Source organism: Pantoea deleyi, assembly GCF_022647325.1.
Taxonomy (GTDB): Bacteria; Pseudomonadota; Gammaproteobacteria; order Enterobacterales; family Enterobacteriaceae; genus Pantoea; species Pantoea deleyi.
Map to the genome: position 1 here is coordinate 2,157,287 of NZ_CP071405.1, position 16,669 is coordinate 2,173,955.

The window sequence follows — 16,669 nt, forward strand, 5'->3', positions numbered from 1 at the left end:
TTACGCGTCACTCTGTTCACTGAATAACGAGGCATGAATGTCAAACAGTCAGCGTTTTGAAATTACGGCGGGTTACAGCCATTTGCTGGGGGCCAACTTTGACGGCCAGGGCGTCAACTTCGCCCTGTTCAGCGCCCACGCCGAGCGGGTTGAACTCTGTCTGTACGATCCCAGCGGCAGGACGGAAATAGCCCGTCTGGAGCTGCCGGAGTATACCCATGAAATCTGGCACGGCTATGTTCCGGGCCTGAAGCCCGGTGCACTCTATGGCTACCGGGTTTATGGCCCTTACGATCCGGAAAATGGTCATCGCTTTAACCCCAACAAGCTCCTGCTCGATCCCTACGCCCGCGAACTGGCGGGCGACATCGCGTGGAACGAGGCGCACTTCGCCTACGATCTCTATCATGACGATAAAGATCTGACGTTCGACAGTCGCGACAGCGCACCGTTTACGCCTAAGTGCCGGGTTATCGACCCGAATGAGTTCGACTGGCAGGACAACAACCGTCCGAGCGTGCCGTGGCCGAAAACGGTGATTTATGAAACCCACGTCAAGGGCTTCACCCAGCTCAACCCCGCGCTGCCGCCGGAGCTGCGCGGCACCTTCGACGGCATGGGCCACAAAGCCAGCGTCGACTACATCAAAAGCTTAGGGATCACCTCGGTCGAACTGCTGCCGGTGCACTGGTTCCCGGACGATCAGCACCTGCTGGATAAGGGGCTGAAAAACTTCTGGGGTTACAACACCCTGGGCTTCTTTGCCCCGGCCACCCGCTACTTCGGGCCGCGCGGCATTCAGGGCTTCCGCGACATGGTGCGCGCCTTCCACGACGCCGGGATCGAGGTGATCCTCGACGTGGTCTACAACCACACCGCCGAGGGGAATGAGCTGGGCCCGACGCTGTCGTTTAAAGGCATCGATAACTTCTCCTATTACCGTACGATGCCCGATCAGCACCGTTACTACATCAACGACACCGGCACCGGTAACACCGTCAACACCTCGCATCCGCGCGTGCTACAGATGGTGCTCGATTCGTTGCGCTACTGGTCTGAGTCGATGCATATCGACGGCTTCCGTTTCGACCTCGGCACCATTCTTGGCCGCGAACCGGACGGTTTCGACCCGCGCGGCGGCTTTTTCGATGCCATTATGCAGGACCCGATCCTGTCGCAGAAGAAGCTGATTGGCGAACCCTGGGATATCGGACCGGGCGGCTATCAGGTGGGCAGCTTCCCGCCCGGCTGGGCCGAGTGGAATGACCAGTATCGCGACACCGTGCGCGACTACTGGAAAGGCAATAACGTCTCAACGGACTTTGCGGCCCGCCTGCTCGGCTCCGGCGATCTCTATGACCAGCACGGCCGCCGCCCCTGGGCCAGCGTCAACTTCATTACCGCGCATGACGGCTTCACCCTCAACGATCTGGTGTCCTACAACGACAAACACAACGCGGAGAATGGTGAAGATAACAACGACGGGCACAACGACAACCGCTCGTACAACTACGGCGCCGAAGGCCCGACCGACGATGAGGCCATCAACGCGGTACGCGAGCGTCAGAAGCGTAACTTCCTGGCCACGCTGATCTTCTCTCACGGCACGCCGATGCTGCTGGCGGGCGATGAGTTTGGCCGCAGCCAGATGGGTAACAACAACGGCTACTGTCAGGACAGCGAAATCTCCTGGGTGCACTGGGAGAACCTGCCGGAGTCCGCCGAGGCGCTGCGCGAGTTCACCCGCCAGATCCTGCGGTTACGCGCGGAGCAGCCGCTGCTGCGCCGTGAGAACTGGCGCGACGGTATGGACATTAAATGGTTCAACGCCGGGGGCGGGTTCCAGCAGAGCGAGCAGTGGGATGAGGGCTCGACGCTGGGCGTCTACATCGGGCGGCCGGATCTGCAGACCGAAGAGGGTATCTGGCATGACGTCCTGATGCTGCTTAATCCGTTCGAAGGCAATGTGCCCTTCCGCATTCCGCAGTTTGGCGAAGGCGGCTGGGTGCTGGAGCTGACCACCAGCGACGTGGCGAAACGGGGTCTGGTGATCACCAAAGAGAAGGACTTCGAGCTGGAAGGCCGCAGTTTTGCCCTGTTCAGACGCCCGTAGAGCTGAATCGGGTTAAAAACCGCGCATCAGGCGCAGCGTATTCTGCGCTGCGCTTGAATTTCTGGCGATCGTTGCCAGGCTTAACCGGTTGTTAATTGTGAAAATTGATGCTGATAAGGAGGCATAATGTCCAGATTTACGCAGAAAGTTGTGGTTGTGACAGGTGCCGGATCCGGCATTGGTGAGGCCAGCGCGAAGCGCTTCGCTGAGGAAGGGGCATCCGTGGTGCTGGTGGGCCGCACCGCGCAGAAACTGGAAGAGACGCTGGCCGGCATGACGGCGGGCGATCATCTGGTGGCGGCCTGCGATGTCTCAGACGCTGAGCAGGTTAAACAGCTGTCAGAAAAGGTGCTGGAGAAGTATGGCCGTGTTGACGTGCTGGTCAACAACGCCGGGGTTATCGTACAGGGTCGCGTGCATGAAGTCGGACTCGACGCATGGAAAACCCTGATGAAGACCGACCTGGATGGCGTGTTCTACGGCGTGCACTACTTCATGCCTGCCCTGCTGAAGAGCAAAGGCAATGTGGTTAACATCTCCTCGGTGTCAGGCCTGGGGGGTGACTGGGGCATGAGCATCTACAATGCGGCGAAAGGCGCGATTACTAACTTTACCCGCGCACTGGCGATGGACTACGGCGCAGATGGCGTGCGCGTCAACGCGATCTGCCCCGGCTTTACCTTTACCGATCTGACCGAAGAGGCTAAAAACGACCCGGCCCTGCTGGAGCGTTTCTACGATCGCATCCCGCTGCGCCGTGCGGGTGAAGCGGACGATATCGCCCGTGCCATTCTGTTTGTTGCCAGCGAAGAAGCCAGTTATATCACCGGCGTCAATCTTCCGGTCGATGGCGGCCTGACGGCCTCAAATGGCCAGCCTAAACAGGCCTGATTTTCCGGGCAGCGTTCTGACGCTGCCTTTTTTATTCTGAACAGCCCGCCCGCTTATTTCTTTTATTCCCGCGAATTCTGCTCTGTCGCCGAAGCCTTATTCTGTCCAGTTAATGACGGGGAGTATGACGGGTAGGCGTGGCCGCGCGCGCCGGTTTAATTGCCGTGCTGCTGCTGGTCGGGCAAATAAAGGTGCTCAGGCAGGCATTACATAATATGGCATTAGCGTGATGTATTTTCGCCACCGCCAGCGCCTGCTGCCGGGTATAAAGTGAACCAATAAAAACACGCCTGTCGTTTTTAGACAGATTAACGCAACCTTCTTTGTGTAAAATCCATCCACCCATGGGACGCGGGCACAGATAATAATAGCTGGCTTTGAGCATGGCAGTTCATCCTGATAGTTGCTGTATGTGTCGTAAAAAACGAACCAAAATTGGTAAGAGTTTTTTTTGTAATCTGAAGCATAATTAAACTAACTGAGAATTATCCCTAAAACCACTTTATTAGATGCGCAGAACCGACTTTGAGAATATGCCCTTTTCTGCCTCCGCTATCGCTTCAGACCAGCAACATACTGGACTTCGCCGATTCCCTTCACAACCCCGCTTTCATTTGCCGGGCTAATCGATCAATAAACCGGCGAAAAAATCATTAACCCTGTAAAAACAACGTTATAAATAAAAAACCGGCAGGCCATTTCTGAGATCGCGCTCACGTTTGATTAGCCAGGATGGCGAACAAAAGCGGCTCCGCAGGGGTATTTATGAGGATTGATAAACTGAGGCTGAAAATCGTAAAACGGGCCTGGCTGGCCCTGCTCCGCGCGGGGCCGGAGATCGCCACGTCAGCAGCTTATTAAAACAGCCGGGCGTAATTCATCCCGGCTGGCTTGAAAAAGTAAAACGATCGGTTTACTTTTAAATGATGAAAAAGAGAGATGATATCCTGCAGGCCGCCGAGCGGCTCTTCTATACCCATGGCTTCCATGCCACCAGTACCGATCAGCTCTGTCGCGAAGCGGGCGTCTCAACGCGCACGCTTTATCATCACTTCGCCTCCCGCGAAGCCCTCACCGCCGCGGTGCTTGACGCCCGTGAGCAGCGCTTTATGGCCGACCTGCTGCCCGCGCAACAGCCGGAGGCCATCGCCCATCTGTTTAGGGTGCTGGAAACGTGGACGGCGACCAACGGCGCGCGGGGCTGCTTCTTTCTCAAGGCCTGGGGCGAATATGCCGAGCGGGACCGGGATCTGGCGTCGCAGACGCTGGCCTTCCGCACGACGATGCGCACGTACATTACGCACTGCGTGACGCATCAGCGTGGCCAGGCCAGTCAGCCGCTGAGTGATGCCATCTGGATGCTGTTTGAGGGGGCTATTACCACGGCGCTGATTATCGGCCCTGACGCTGCCCGGCAGGCGGCGCAGGTCGCCCGTCAGTTGCTGCAGAGCGGTGCGGCCAGATGAGATCGGCCACCCGTGCCCTGGCCGTGACCGGCTTCAGCCTGATTGCCGTGACCTACGGCATGGCCCGCTTTTCGTGGGGACTGATACTGCCCGCTGTCGCAGCGGATATTCCGTTCAGCCCGCAGCAGGCAGGGGTGCTCTCCGCCTGCAGTTTTGTCGCCTACTGCCTGACGATCCTTACCGCCGCCGCGCTGGCCGCGCGCTATGGTGCCCGGCTCACAGCGTTGCTGGCCGCCCTCAGTGCCGCGTCAGGTCTGCTGCTGCTCGCCTGTGCCGCGTCGCCGCTGGTGCTGGCGACCGGGCTCTTTGTTGCCGGATTAAGTTCCGGTCTGGCTTCGCCCGCGCTGGCCGCAGCGGTCAGTGAGCGGATCCCGGCGGATGCCCAGCCACGCATCAACACCCTGATCAATGCCGGAACCAGCGCGGGTATTATCCTGACCGTGGTGATTCTCAGCGTGCTGCCCGGTGGCTGGCGGAGTGCCTGCCTGCTGTTCGCCCTGCTGTCGCTGGCCAGCCTGCTGCCGGTGATGCGCGTGCTGCCCGCCTGTGCGTCGGGTCGCGCCGCCAGCACGCGTCGCGGCTACCGGCATCTGTTCCGTCGCGCCATGCTTCGGCTGACGGGCATTGCGCTGATGTCGGGTCTGGCCAGCGCGGCCTGGTGGAGCTTCGGCTCTGCACTGCTGCGCCAGCATGTCGGCGTGGATGCAGAAACCGCCCGGTTCCTCTGGCTGGTCGCTGGCGGCGCGGGCATTCTGGGTGCCGCAACCGGCCCGCTCGCGGCCCGTATCGGGCTGAACGGCGTGTATCGGCTGTCACTGTGCGGAATGGCACTGCCGTTGCTGGTGCTGGCCTTCAGCCGGGGTGAATCCGGCGGGTTACTGATTGCGGTGGCCTGCTGCGGCGCGGGATATGTGACCCTGTCGGGCGTGCTGCTGGTGTGGGGCGCACGCGTCGTCGCTGACGATCCGGCCACGGGCGTCGGCGTGCTGTTTTTTATGCTGGCTGTGGGTCAGGTGGTGGGATCGCTGCTGTTTGGTCAGCTCTACGCCGGGCTGGGTGCCGTCACGGCACTCACGCTGTTTGCGGTCAGTGCCCTGCTGTTGCTGTTTATCGTCCCCGCCCGGACGAGCGGCGCATCAGATAACTGAGCGGCGTCAATAAACGCGTCAAGGCAGCATGACAACTCGTTATAGCGTCACTCCGCCTGGCCGTATCTGATATATCGGCCCGACGATGGACGCGAAACATGCTGGCGCGGTCTCTGTCCCGCTGAATAAAAAGAGATAACGTAAATCAGATCGCCCGGATATTTTTAACCCGCGGATTCACTTTCTGCTGGAGAAGATCTTCTTCGGGTCCCAGATAATAAGGCACCGCACACTGCCGGCCATCTTTAGTAAATATAATCTGGTTATCATGCAGCAATAACGCCGTGAAATGACCCAGCACGACGCCATTTAATTCAAAGCAATGATTTCTGGCCGCACGCAGCCCCTGCTGATTATTCAGAAAATCAACGAATCGCAACACGCTGCGCCTCCTTATAATATATTCGCCTGACCGGAACCGCAGAGATAATAGCCGCAACCCGGACCGGGATCATCCGGCGGCCGTTTTTTTCAGAATAGGCTTATCACGGATTCATTCATGCTGTTTATCCGGCCTGACCGTTTCCTGGCGATCGCCAGCCCGCCTCCCGGCTGGCGCGGCTGTCATAAAAAGATCGCAGACTTTCATATTTGTATTGCGTCCTCCGCCCGCCCGCTATAACGTTGCTTTTCAACCCTGTGCAGCATGTCGGAACCCCATACAAACGTGGAAATTTTTGATGCAGAGCCTCGTCACATCGCAGCGATTCAACAGATCTATGCCTGGCATGTTCTGAACGGTACCGGCTCTTTTGAGACAGTACCGCCCGACGTCACCGAAATCGGTGAGCGGATGCAAAAGATTCAGCAGGCGGGCCTGCCCTGGTTTATCGCCGTCAGCGACGGCGTGGTATGCGGCTTCTGCTATCTGGCGCCCTACCGTCCCCGCCACGCCTACCGGCATACGCTGGAAGATTCGATCTATATCGATCCCGGCTTTCAGCAGCGCGGCGTCGGTTCAGGCCTGCTGAAGCACGCTATCCGGTGGGCTGAGCAGGCCGGATATCGCCAGCTGATTGCCAATGTCGGCGACAGCGAGAATCGCGGTTCCATCGCGGTGCACCGTGCTGCGGGTTTTGAGACCACCGGTATTCTGCGCGCGGTGGGGTTCAAACAGGGACGCTGGCTGGATACCGTTTTTATGCAGCGGGCGCTGGGATTAGGCGACTCCGCGCTGCCGGCAGGCAGCGAAACGCCACTGTAACTGGAATGAACACACCCGACCTCGTTCTCCGCAGGAGAACCTTCTGGTAAGGTGTGTTAACAAAAAATAAAAAATCCCGGAAACCGTTATGTTGTCGACAATCATCTATCGCAGCCACATTACTGAACATGTGAAGCTTGAGACTCTGGCTGATCTGGCGCGTAAAGCGAACAGTATCAACCGCTCATCAAGCGTCACCGGCATTTTACTGTTCAATGGCACGCATTTCTTCCAGCTGCTGGAAGGCCCGGAGGCAGCAGTCAAAGCGGTTTACAGCCGGATTTGCCGGGATCCGCGCCACCATAATCTGGTTGAGCTGCTGCGCGATTACGCGCCGTCGCGCCGCTTTGGTCACGTCGGCATGGAGCTGTTCGATCTGCGGCAGCATGACAAAGAGCGGGTGCTGGAAGCGGTTCTGGAAAAATGTACCAGTAAGTTTCAGATGACCTATACCGACCGGGCGCTGCAGTTCCTGCGTACCTTTGTCGAGGCACGGGAAAAAGAGAACTATTTTGAGATCCCCGCCGCCAGCAACTGGCAGTTCATTCGCGATGCGTCAGAACAGCGTGCAGGCGACGCGGCGCTGGTGGATGCAGATGCGATCACCTTCGCTTTCCAGCCCATCGTGGATCCCTTTGCCTGTGAAATTGTCTCGCTGGAGGCCCTGCTGCGCGGCCCGCGCGGGGAATCCCCGCTCGACTATTTTGCCCGGCTGACACGCGATGAGCTTTATCTGGTCGATCTGAGATCGAAAAAGAACGCCTTTGCTCAGGCGCAAAAGCTGGGCATTGAGGGAATGACGCTGTCGATCAATCTGCTGCCGATGACCCTGGTCACCGTACCTGACGCCGTGACCTTTTTGCTGAAGGAGATTGCGGCGCACGGTCTGGTGCCGGAGCAGGTCATGGTGGAATTCACCGAGAACGAGATTATTTCCCAGCCTGAAGCCTTTGAAGCCGCTATCAGGCAGCTGAAGGCCGCCGGTATCAGCCTGGCGCTGGATGATTTTGGTGCCGGGTTTGCCGGGCTGTCGCTGCTGACCCGCATCCAGCCAGACAAGATCAAGATCGACCGCGCCATTATCTCGGATGTGCATAAAAGCGGCCCCAAACAGGCGATCATTCATGCCATTCTGAAGTGCTGCGCCTCACTGGAGATTGGCGTGATCGCCGAAGGCATCGAACAACCGGAAGAGTGGATGTGGCTGGAAGCGGCCGGTGTGACGCAGTTCCAGGGGTTTCTGTTCTCTAAACCGGAACTCAATGGCATCGGGGCGGTGGCCTGGCCGGAGCTGAACTGACCCCTGCGATTTGGATGAATTTATCATCACCCGCCTTGCTGGATCATCCGGCCGCTGCTAAATAATTAACAGCGCCGGAAGATCATCTTTCTGTCATCTTCCCGCGGCAGAGTCAGTTATTACCCCATCAGTGATTAAATGTTTAGCAGTCAGATGTTCAGTGTTTAGGCCAGCGCAACGCGCCATGCGTGCGACGTGACTCCAGGGACAGCATTTGAGGAACTGAATGAAGCAGATTATCCGTGGTGATAAAGAACCCGCCCATATCCTGGCAGCGACCCGTGCGCTCGAAGCGCACTACTCCCGCTACGGGGAAGGAAATAAGTACCATCCCATTATCTACTCCATTGCCTACCGCAGCCGCTTCTATCAGGTTGAGGTGATCACCCGCCGGGAAACCATGGTGGCCACGGTCATCACCGGCGTGCGCAAACTGTCGCATCTCTCCGGTGCCGCCTGACGGATCTCTATCTGCCGGGGGCGGATAGCCCCCTTTCTCCGCCTATCGCCGGTAGAGTGAATTAGCCGGATAGATGGCCCCAATCACGCTTTTCTCCCGTGCGCCGGTCACGGCGGGCAGATTGCCCGGCAGCCCGGAAAGCGTGCGGAACGCCAGCCAGGCAAACGCCAGCGCCTCCATATCATCACCGCTCACGCCCGCGCTGTCGGTCGTGGTCACCTCGGTTCCCGGAAGATGCGCCGCCAGTCGCGCCATCAGCAGCGGATTGCGGCCGCCGCCGCCGCACACCAGCAGCCGATCGCAGCCATCATTGAGTAAGACCTGGCGGGTAATGGTGATCGCCGTGAGCTCGACCAGCGTGGCCTGCACATCCTGCGGAGCCAGTCCGGGGAAGTAACGCAGATGCTGCTCCAGCCAGCCCAGATTGAAATGTTCACGGCCGGTGCTCTTCGGCGGCGGCAGCGCAAACCAGGGCTCACGCAACAGCGCTTCCAGCAGCGCCGGGATCACCGTTCCGCTGCGGGCCCACTGCGCATCCCGGTCATAAGGCTGTGCCTGATTTCGCCAGATCCAGGCATCCAGCAGCATGTTGCCGGGACCGGTGTCAAAACCGCGTACCGGCTGCCCCGGGATCAGCAGCGAGAGATTAGCGATACCCCCAATGTTCAGCACCATGCAGCGTTCGGTGGCATCCATCAGCAGCGCCTGATGGAAAGCGGGCACCAGCGGCGCACCCTGCCCGCCCAGCGCCATGTCACGACGGCGGAAGTCGCCCACCACCGTGACGCCGGTCGCCGCGACGATCTGATTCGCATCCCCAATCTGCAGCGTGTTGGGCGCCTCGCTCTGCGGTTCATGCCAGACGGTCTGACCGTGGCAGCCAATCGCCATGATATCGCTGGCCTCCAGCGACTCACGCTTCATCAGTGTCACCACCGCCTCAGCAAACAGCTGACCAAGACGGGTATCGAGCTGACCGAGCTGCGACAGCGTCAGCGACTGCCCCTGGCAGATCCCCAGAATTGCCTGGCGCAGCGCGGGGGGCATCGGATGGCAGTAGCTCGCCTGCTGCGCCACCATATTTTCATCGATGGCGGCCAGCACCACATCCACTCCATCCAGGCTGGTGCCTGACATTACCCCGATATAGCGTCCTGATTTCATAGCCATTCCTTACTCCCGGCGGGATGTGCAATTCGTCTGCGGCTAGCCTGACAAATAATGATCGCTAATTCTATGATTAATTGATTTTAATCCAATCGTGCTAACCGATAACCTCACGCAACCTTTTTTCATTCCTGATTGAATTATTGTTGTGCCTGAATAGTCTATGCTTCGTCCAACCGTGTTTTGTCCGGACTGGGATTAATTTGCCAGGTTTCTGTCTTATACTGAGAGCAGGATACAGCGATAAACGTGGCGCCTTCTCGACTAAAGGAGTTTCAAATGATTAAGCGTGTAATTGTGGTCGCTCTGACCGGTATGATGCTGGCAGGTTGTAGCAATACCAGTACGCTGTCGGGTGACACCTACAGTGCCAGCGAAGCCAAGCAGGTGCAGAGCGTTTCATACGGTACGTTAGTTTCTGTTCGTCCGGTGAAGATTCAGGGCGGCAGTGACAGCAACGTGATCGGGGCTATCGGCGGTGCCGTGCTGGGTGGCTTCCTGGGTAACACCATCGGTGGCGGTGCCGGTCGCAGCCTGGCGACCGCCGGTGGTGCCGTACTGGGTGGCGTAGCCGGTCAGGGCGTGCAGGGCGCACTCAATAAAAGTGATGGCGTCGAGCTGGAAATCCGTAAGGACGATGGCAACACCATCATGGTCGTGCAGAAACAGGATGCGTCCCGTTACTCCGTCGGTCAGCGTGTTGTGATGGCGTCCAACGGCAGCCAGGTCACCGTTTCCCCTCGCTAACGCCGTAAAAAAAACCGACGCCCCGGCGTCGGTTTTTTTATTTCTCTTTATGCTGAAGTTCGAGAATGTTTTTCTCCAGCCGGGCGATCAGCGTCACCATCTGACCGATCTCCTCCTGACTGATGCCGGAGAGAATATCGTCGCGCGTCTCATCAATGACGCTCTCAACCTGTTCGATAATCGGTTCTGCCTGCTGCGTCAGCTTAATGCGCTTGGCGCGGCGATCGTTGGCGCAGGTCGAACGGGTGATTAACCCTTTCTCCTCCAGCTGATCCAGCGTACGCACCAGTGACGGCTGTTCAATCCCGATCGCCTTGGCTAACTGGATCTGTGACTGTTCAGGCGGCAGTTGATGAATATTGTGCAGCGTTACCCAGTGAGTCTGAGTCAGCTCAAGCGGCTTCAGCCGCTGATCAATCAACGCGCGCCAGATGCGCACCAGGCGAGATAAATCCGTTCCGAGTGGCGTATCCATTTCATCTCCTTATAATTAGCTTGCTAGCTATCAAGCCAGATTTTACACTATTCTGCGAGTTTACAGGACAAATTACAAATCCCTGACCAGAGCCCGAAAACGCGACCGCGCCCGGCATCTGCCGTCTGGGTTAACGAAGGATGTTATCACGTGCTCACTCCTGCGCTTTCCGGGGCGAAACCGCTGACCGATCTGGTCGTGGGTGCCTCACTCTTTTTCCCGCCGATGTTTAAAGCGGTGATCCTCGGCTTCTTTTTCTGGCTGCTGATCCACCCGCTGGTGCGCGGCTGGATTTATTCCGGCGATGTCTGGCATCCCACCCTGTTTGATCTCTCCCTGTTTGTGCTGTGCGTTTCCGCCGCACTCTGGCTCATCGGTCATGGATAATCGAGATGAAATTTAATGCGGTTAAATATTTCTCCACGCTGATTGTGTTTGCGCTGGCCCTGCTGGCTGGCGGCTGGCTCTGGAACTACTACATGCAGTCGCCCTGGACACGCGACGGTAAAGTCCGGGCGGAACTGGTGGATATCACGCCTGAGGTCTCGGGCCGGATCACACAGCTTCAGGTACGGGACAATCAGTTTGTGCATCGCGGCGATCCCCTGCTGACGCTGGATCCGGTGCCGTGGCAGATCGCGCTCGACAATGCCGCCGCTCAGCTCAGCAAGGCGCAGGCCGATCTGGCCAAAGCGCAGCATGAATTCAACCGCCGCAGCGGCCTGCCACGCAATGTCATCTCCGCTGAAGATCTTGATGCGGCCCGTCTGAGCGCCGGGGCCGCAGCGGCCAGTGCCAAAGCGGCCCAGGCGGAGTGGGAGCGGGCGCGCTGGAATCTGCAGCAGACGACGCTGACCGCGCCGGTGGATGGCTGGGTCACCAACCTGACGCTGCGGCCGGGTAACTATGCCACGGCAGGCTCGCCGCTGTTCGCCCTGGTCGACGGACACTCCTGGTATGTGATGGGCTATTTTGAAGAGACCAAATTGCGCCATATTCAGGCCGGTGCCGCCGCGCAGGTGGTGCTCTACAGCAACGGGATGCAGCTGCAGGGCAAGGTCGACAGCATTGGCCGGGCCATCTATGACCAGAGTATCGAAACCGACAGCGGACTGGTGCCCGATATCAAGCCCAACGTGCCCTGGGTCCGGCTGGCGCAGCGCGTGCCGGTGCGCATTCGCCTTAATCCATTACCTGCCAGCGCCAATCTGGTGGCGGGCACCAGCTGTACGATCACGATTCAGCCATGAATATTCAGTGGCTGGCCTGGGATCAGCTGCCGTGGATTAAGGCCAGCGGCGGACAGTGGCGCTATGCGTTGCGCAACGCTATCGCCATGTGTCTGGCGCTCAGCATCGCCTACGGGCTGGATCTCGACGAACCTTACTGGGCGATGACCTCGGCCGCCGTCATCAGTTTTCCCACCGTCGGCGGCGCGATCAGTAAGAGTCTCGGCCGCATCGTCGGCAGCCTGCTGGGCGCCAGCGCCGCCCTGCTGATCGCCGGGCACACCCTGAATGAGCCGTGGCTGTTTACCTTTGCGATTGCCGGCTGGCTGGCGCTCTGCACCGGGGTCGCCAACCATTACCAGAACAACGTCGCCTACGCTTTTTCGCTGGCGGGCTATACCGCAGCGATTATTGCGTTCAGCAGCGTCAATATTACGGATATCACCACGCTCTGGACCATCGCACAGGCCCGCGTTTGCGAGGTGATCTCCGGCATTCTGTGCGCCGGACTGATGATGATGGTGCTGCCGAGCACCTCCGATGGCGAGGCGCTGATTACGTCGCTGAAGCAGATGCACGACCGCCTGCTGGAACACGCCGTGCTGCTGCTGCAGCCCTCGGCCAGCGACAATATTCGTGTTGCGCACGAAACTGTGATCAGCCAGATCCTGACCATGAACCTGCTGCGAATCCAGGCATTCTGGAGTCACTATCGCTTTCGCCGCCAGAACAACGTGCTGAACTATGTGCTGCATCAGCAGCTGCGGCTGACCAGCGTGCTGTCGAGCCTGCGCCGCATGTTGCTGAACTGGCCGGATGCGCCAGAGTCGCTGTTCACGGCGCTGCAGCAGCTGCTGGCGGAGCTGGCGAAACCGGCGTGTGACAAGTACCGGCTGGCGCAGATCCTGCGCAGCGTGACGCCCGCGGCGGAGGGCGACTACCGGCAGCGCGCCTTCTGCCAGCGGTTGCGCTATTTCTGCTGGATGTACCTTAACGTGCTGCGCTGGATCCGCCTGCTGGAGCGGGCCGATGCGGATACCCGCTTTCAGCCGCCGCCGGTGCCCGCGCTGGCCCGCGACAGTGACAGCGCCGAGGCGGGCTGGAGCGCCCTGCGCACCTTCTCCGTCATCGTGCTGGGCTGCGCGTTCTGGATCAACACGCAGTGGTCTTCCGGGGCCGCCGCGCTGACCTTAACGGCCATCGCCTGCGTGCTCTACGCCTCCTCGCCCTCACCCGGCGGCAGCGTCACCCTGCTGCTGAAGACCCTGCTCTGGCTGTTTGCGTTTAGTTTTGTGATGAAGTTTGGCCTGATGGTGCAGATCAGTCAGCTGTGGCCCTTTCTGCTGCTGCTCTTTCCGCTGCTGGTGACCCTTCAGCTCTTTAAACTGCAGCAGAAACAGCGGGCCGGGATGTGGGGACAGTTTATCGTCTTTATGGGGTCGTTTATCGCGGTGACCAATCCACCAGACTGGGATTATCAGGCGTTCTTCAACGACAACATCGCCAAGGTCTGTGGCGTGCTGCTGGCCTGGCTGGCGTTTCAGATCCTGCGGCCCAGCTCCGACGCCCGGCGCAGCCGTCGCCATATCCGCGCGCTGCGGCTGGCGTTTCTCGACCAGCTGCGACAGCGTCCGCGGCTCAGCGAGAGCCGTTTTGAGTCGCAGATCTATCACCGTATCAGTCAGCTCAGCCACAGCCGGGATGAGCAGGCGCGCGTCTGGCTACTGCGCTGGGGCGTGGTGCTGCTTAACTGTTCGCACATTGTCTGGCAGCTGCGCGAGTGGCGCGCCGGATCAGAGACGTTGCAGGCGTTTCGCGAGGAGAGTCTGCGTCACCTGCAGCAGATTATGAGCAGCCGGGGCGTGCAGCACAGCTCGCTGGATCGGACGCTGGCGGAGCTGGAGGCGACCATCGCCGCGTTGCTGGCGCTGAAAAGCAATGACGCCAGCGAACTGGCGGGGATTATCTGGCGTCTGCGCTGTTCGCTGGCTCAGCTGAAGCAGGCAGTACCGGGCTAATCACTGACAATACTGCTGCTGCTGGCGGGTAAAGTCCTCCTGCAGCTGCTGCAGCGTTTTGTGGCCTTCGAAGCGGGTTTTATCCATCTCAGTCATCGGCTCGATCACCAGCGCCTTCTCATCCGGTGAAAAGATAAACCGGCGCGTCAGTTCACTGCCGGTAAAACTCTGACCGCGGATCCCGCCACAGACCATTGTCATGGTGCGACGATAGATGGTGGTGTCGGTAAAATTGGTTTCGGTGGCGCTGCGGAAGACCTGGTCGCACCCCTGTTTCTCCAGCTTACGCACCATGTTGCGGCTCAGCCATTCACGCCCTTTGGCGATCTTTTCACAGGTGACACGCATCGGACTGGTGTCGATGGTGCGCTGAAGCTCACGACCGGTTTCGGTCACCAGTTGCGTATCATTGGGTTTATCGCATCCCACCAGCAGCAGACACAGCAGTAATGCGCCCTTGACTCTCATTTTTCCAGCTCCTTCCCCGTCACGCTTTCGTACCTGAATCAATATCATAGGGGGGAAATGTCAGGGATGGTACAACAATTACTAAACAGCGGGTGAAAAGCGGGCGGCTGACGCGGGCCGCCCGCTAATGTCAGATGACGCCGCAGGCGTAGCGCGCCCCGCCGCCGCCCAGCGGTTGGGGATGATCGGCGTGATTATCCCCGCCCGCGTGCACCATCAGCGCCTTGCCCTTGATTTCCTGCAGCGACTTCAGCCGCGGTGCCAGCACCGGATAGGTTGCCTTACCAGCGTCGTCCACATAGATCGCGGGTAAATCGCCCAGATGCCCTTCACCATAGGGGCCCAGATGTTTGCCCGTGTTAGCCGGATCGAGGTGACCACCAGCGGCACCGGCAGCGACGACCTTGCCGTCCGATTCGCCCGGTTCACAGCTTCCTTTTGCATGCACATGGAAGCCGCGAATGCCCGGTTTCAGCCCCTGCAGGTCGGGCGTGAACTGCAGACCATACTGCGTCTCGTCGATCCTGACGGTGCCCAGCGACTGACCAATGCCTTCAGCGGTAACCTGATGGATCGTAACGTCCTCACTGGCAGCCTGTGCTGAGCCGCAGGCGATCAATGCACATAGCGCAACTGCTTTCAGTTTCATGGTGACTCCGTTTGCAGACCAGGGTGTGCGATAAGTCTGGCCGCTGTTGCGCTATTTTGCCGGAAATTGACGCAGTTTTACGCTTCAGGGTACATCGAAGCCCAGGGCGGCCTTGCGGATACGGAACCACTGCTGGCGCGTCAGCGTCAGCTCAAGCGATCCGGCGACCTCACTCACCCGCGCCGCTTTGCCTGAACCAATAATCGGCAGCGGGCGCGAAGGCAGCATCAGTATCCAGGCGTAGACCACCTGATCCAGACTGGTGGCACCGGTTTCCTGCCGCACCGCTTCCAGCTCATCGCGCAGAGGCTGGAAATGGGGATCGTTAAACAGGCGGCCGCCGCCCAGACAGGACCAGGCCATCGGCCGGATGCGCAGCTGCTGACACTGATCCAGCGAGCCATCCAGCAGCGCGCTTTGCTGCACCGGCGAGATCTCCAGCTGATTAGTGACCAGCGAGAACGGCAGGCGGGATTGCAGCAGGGAGAACTGGGCTGGCGTGAAATTAGAGACCCCAAAGTGCAGCACCTTGCCGGCCTGATGCAGGGCCATAAAGGCATCGGCGACGTCGTCCGCCGCCATCAGCGGATCGGGCCGATGGATCAGCAACAGGTCGAGACGATCGGTATGGAAATGGCGCAGCGAGTTTTCCGCGCTCTGCAGGATGTGCGCTTTATCGGTGATGTAGTGGCCAATCCGGTTTTCGGGCCGTGCGCGGGTGGCGATACCGCATTTGGTCACAATCTGCAGCCGATCGCGCAGGCCGGGCGCCAGCTTCAGCGCTTCACCAAAGGCGGCTTCGCACTGGTAATCCCCGTAAATATCCGCATGGTCGACGGTGGTGATCCCCAGGTTCAGATGGTGCTCAATAAACGCGACCCGCTCCTGAGGCGACATCCCCCACTCCATCAGGCGCCAGTACCCCATAACCAGCGGTGAAAATTCGGGGCCCTGTAAGGCGATGGCCTGCGGTTGTAACATGACATTCTCCCTGTTGCGCATTGGCTGAAATTAGCGTGACAGAGAGTATAACGGAAAGCAGAACGCCGGGCGTCGTCAGAACAACTCCGGCTGCTGAGGTTCGTGCGGCTCCTCACCTTTCTGTGGCCGCTGCATGCGCAGACGGCGCTGCTGACACAGGCGAATGACCTCACGCTTTTGCGCATCGCTGAAGCGCAGCCAGTTGAACCGCTCATCGCGGCTGCGTAAACATCCCAGACAGTAGCCGCGCGCATCCGTCTGGCAGATCCCGCGACAGGGGCTGGGAACCGGGAAAAACTCAAGCTGCTCGGCCACCACGCCTCCGGTTTCTCAGAATAAACAGTCATTAAAAA

18 protein-coding genes are annotated in these 16,669 nt (G+C 59.2%); 11 read left to right on the forward strand and 7 right to left on the reverse strand.

Going from position 1 to position 16,669, the window contains the following annotated elements; genetic code table 11:
- The first annotated feature begins 37 nt into the window (after positions 1-37).
- The gene (gene glgX, locus J1C59_RS10115) at positions 38-2,113 is read left to right on the forward strand and encodes a glycogen debranching protein GlgX (protein ID WP_128086684.1); all 2,076 of its coding nucleotides are present in this window, start codon (positions 38-40) and stop codon (positions 2,111-2,113) included.
- A gap of 126 nt (positions 2,114-2,239) precedes the next feature.
- Complete coding sequence (gene budC / locus J1C59_RS10120) at positions 2,240-3,004, forward strand: meso-2,3-butanediol dehydrogenase (protein ID WP_128086685.1); 765 nt, start codon at positions 2,240-2,242, stop codon at positions 3,002-3,004.
- Positions 3,005-3,113: 109 nt separating this feature from the next.
- On the opposite strand, the gene J1C59_RS10125 is transcribed toward budC, so the two are convergent.
- The gene (locus J1C59_RS10125; protein ID WP_128086686.1) at positions 3,114-3,389 is read right to left on the reverse strand and encodes a hypothetical protein; all 276 of its coding nucleotides are present in this window, start codon (positions 3,387-3,389) and stop codon (positions 3,114-3,116) included.
- A 541-nt stretch (positions 3,390-3,930) separates the two neighbouring features.
- On the opposite strand from J1C59_RS10125, the gene J1C59_RS10130 reads away from it, so the two are divergent.
- The 5 genes from J1C59_RS10130 (at position 3,931) to J1C59_RS10150 (ending at position 8,582) form a co-directional block, all read left to right on the forward strand.
- Positions 3,931-4,470, forward strand: a complete 540-nt coding sequence (locus J1C59_RS10130) for a TetR/AcrR family transcriptional regulator (RefSeq protein WP_128086688.1) — start codon at positions 3,931-3,933, stop codon at positions 4,468-4,470.
- Positions 4,467-5,618: an MFS transporter gene (locus tag J1C59_RS10135; protein ID WP_140917054.1), complete on the forward strand. Its 1,152-nt coding sequence runs from the start codon at positions 4,467-4,469 to the stop codon at positions 5,616-5,618. Before J1C59_RS10130 ends, J1C59_RS10135 begins: the two co-directional genes overlap by 4 nt.
- A gap of 667 nt (positions 5,619-6,285) precedes the next feature.
- Positions 6,286-6,822 (forward strand): GNAT family N-acetyltransferase, encoded by a 537-nt coding sequence (locus tag J1C59_RS10140; protein ID WP_128086637.1) that lies wholly within the window; start codon positions 6,286-6,288, stop codon positions 6,820-6,822.
- A gap of 88 nt (positions 6,823-6,910) precedes the next feature.
- The gene (locus tag J1C59_RS10145) at positions 6,911-8,122 is read left to right on the forward strand and encodes a diguanylate phosphodiesterase (RefSeq protein ID WP_128086635.1); all 1,212 of its coding nucleotides are present in this window, start codon (positions 6,911-6,913) and stop codon (positions 8,120-8,122) included.
- A gap of 226 nt (positions 8,123-8,348) precedes the next feature.
- Positions 8,349-8,582 (forward strand): DUF4060 family protein, encoded by a 234-nt coding sequence (locus J1C59_RS10150; RefSeq protein WP_111139052.1) that lies wholly within the window; start codon positions 8,349-8,351, stop codon positions 8,580-8,582.
- 42 nt (positions 8,583-8,624) lie between these two features.
- On the opposite strand, the gene anmK is transcribed toward J1C59_RS10150, so the two are convergent.
- Entirely contained in the window at positions 8,625-9,746 is a 1,122-nt protein-coding gene (gene anmK / locus J1C59_RS10155) for an anhydro-N-acetylmuramic acid kinase (protein WP_128086636.1), read from the reverse strand.
- A gap of 282 nt (positions 9,747-10,028) precedes the next feature.
- On the opposite strand from anmK, the gene slyB reads away from it, so the two are divergent.
- Positions 10,029-10,496 (forward strand): outer membrane lipoprotein SlyB, encoded by a 468-nt coding sequence (gene slyB, locus J1C59_RS10160; protein WP_128086634.1) that lies wholly within the window; start codon positions 10,029-10,031, stop codon positions 10,494-10,496.
- A gap of 37 nt (positions 10,497-10,533) precedes the next feature.
- Here slyB and slyA read toward each other — a convergent pair whose 3' ends face one another.
- Entirely contained in the window at positions 10,534-10,971 is a 438-nt protein-coding gene (slyA, locus tag J1C59_RS10165; RefSeq protein ID WP_128086633.1) for a transcriptional regulator SlyA, read from the reverse strand.
- A 150-nt stretch (positions 10,972-11,121) separates the two neighbouring features.
- Between slyA and J1C59_RS10170 the strand changes: the two genes are divergently transcribed.
- From J1C59_RS10170 to J1C59_RS10180, 3 genes are read left to right on the forward strand one after another with little or no spacing between them, the layout of a single operon-like run.
- Positions 11,122-11,358: a DUF1656 domain-containing protein gene (locus J1C59_RS10170; protein WP_128086632.1), complete on the forward strand. Its 237-nt coding sequence runs from the start codon at positions 11,122-11,124 to the stop codon at positions 11,356-11,358.
- A 5-nt stretch (positions 11,359-11,363) separates the two neighbouring features.
- Positions 11,364-12,221 carry an efflux RND transporter periplasmic adaptor subunit gene (locus tag J1C59_RS10175; protein WP_128086631.1) on the forward strand — a complete coding sequence of 286 codons (858 nt, stop codon included), beginning with the start codon at positions 11,364-11,366 and terminating at the stop codon, positions 12,219-12,221.
- Positions 12,218-14,218 (forward strand): FUSC family protein, encoded by a 2,001-nt coding sequence (locus J1C59_RS10180; protein ID WP_140917055.1) that lies wholly within the window; start codon positions 12,218-12,220, stop codon positions 14,216-14,218. The genes J1C59_RS10175 and J1C59_RS10180 overlap by 4 nt, the downstream gene beginning before the upstream one ends.
- On the opposite strand, the gene J1C59_RS10185 is transcribed toward J1C59_RS10180, so the two are convergent.
- From J1C59_RS10185 to J1C59_RS10200, 4 genes are all read right to left on the reverse strand, one after another.
- Positions 14,219-14,686, reverse strand: coding sequence for a hypothetical protein (locus J1C59_RS10185; protein WP_128086193.1), 468 nt, complete (start codon positions 14,684-14,686; stop codon positions 14,219-14,221).
- 130 nt (positions 14,687-14,816) lie between these two features.
- Entirely contained in the window at positions 14,817-15,335 is a 519-nt protein-coding gene (gene sodC, locus J1C59_RS10190; protein WP_140917056.1) for a superoxide dismutase family protein, read from the reverse strand.
- A gap of 84 nt (positions 15,336-15,419) precedes the next feature.
- The gene (locus tag J1C59_RS10195; RefSeq protein WP_140917057.1) at positions 15,420-16,316 is read right to left on the reverse strand and encodes an aldo/keto reductase; all 897 of its coding nucleotides are present in this window, start codon (positions 16,314-16,316) and stop codon (positions 15,420-15,422) included.
- Positions 16,317-16,391: 75 nt separating this feature from the next.
- On the reverse strand, positions 16,392-16,631 hold the full coding sequence (locus J1C59_RS10200; protein ID WP_128086194.1) for a DUF1289 domain-containing protein: 240 nt from the start codon (positions 16,629-16,631) through the stop codon (positions 16,392-16,394).
- Positions 16,632-16,669 lie beyond the last annotated feature (38 nt).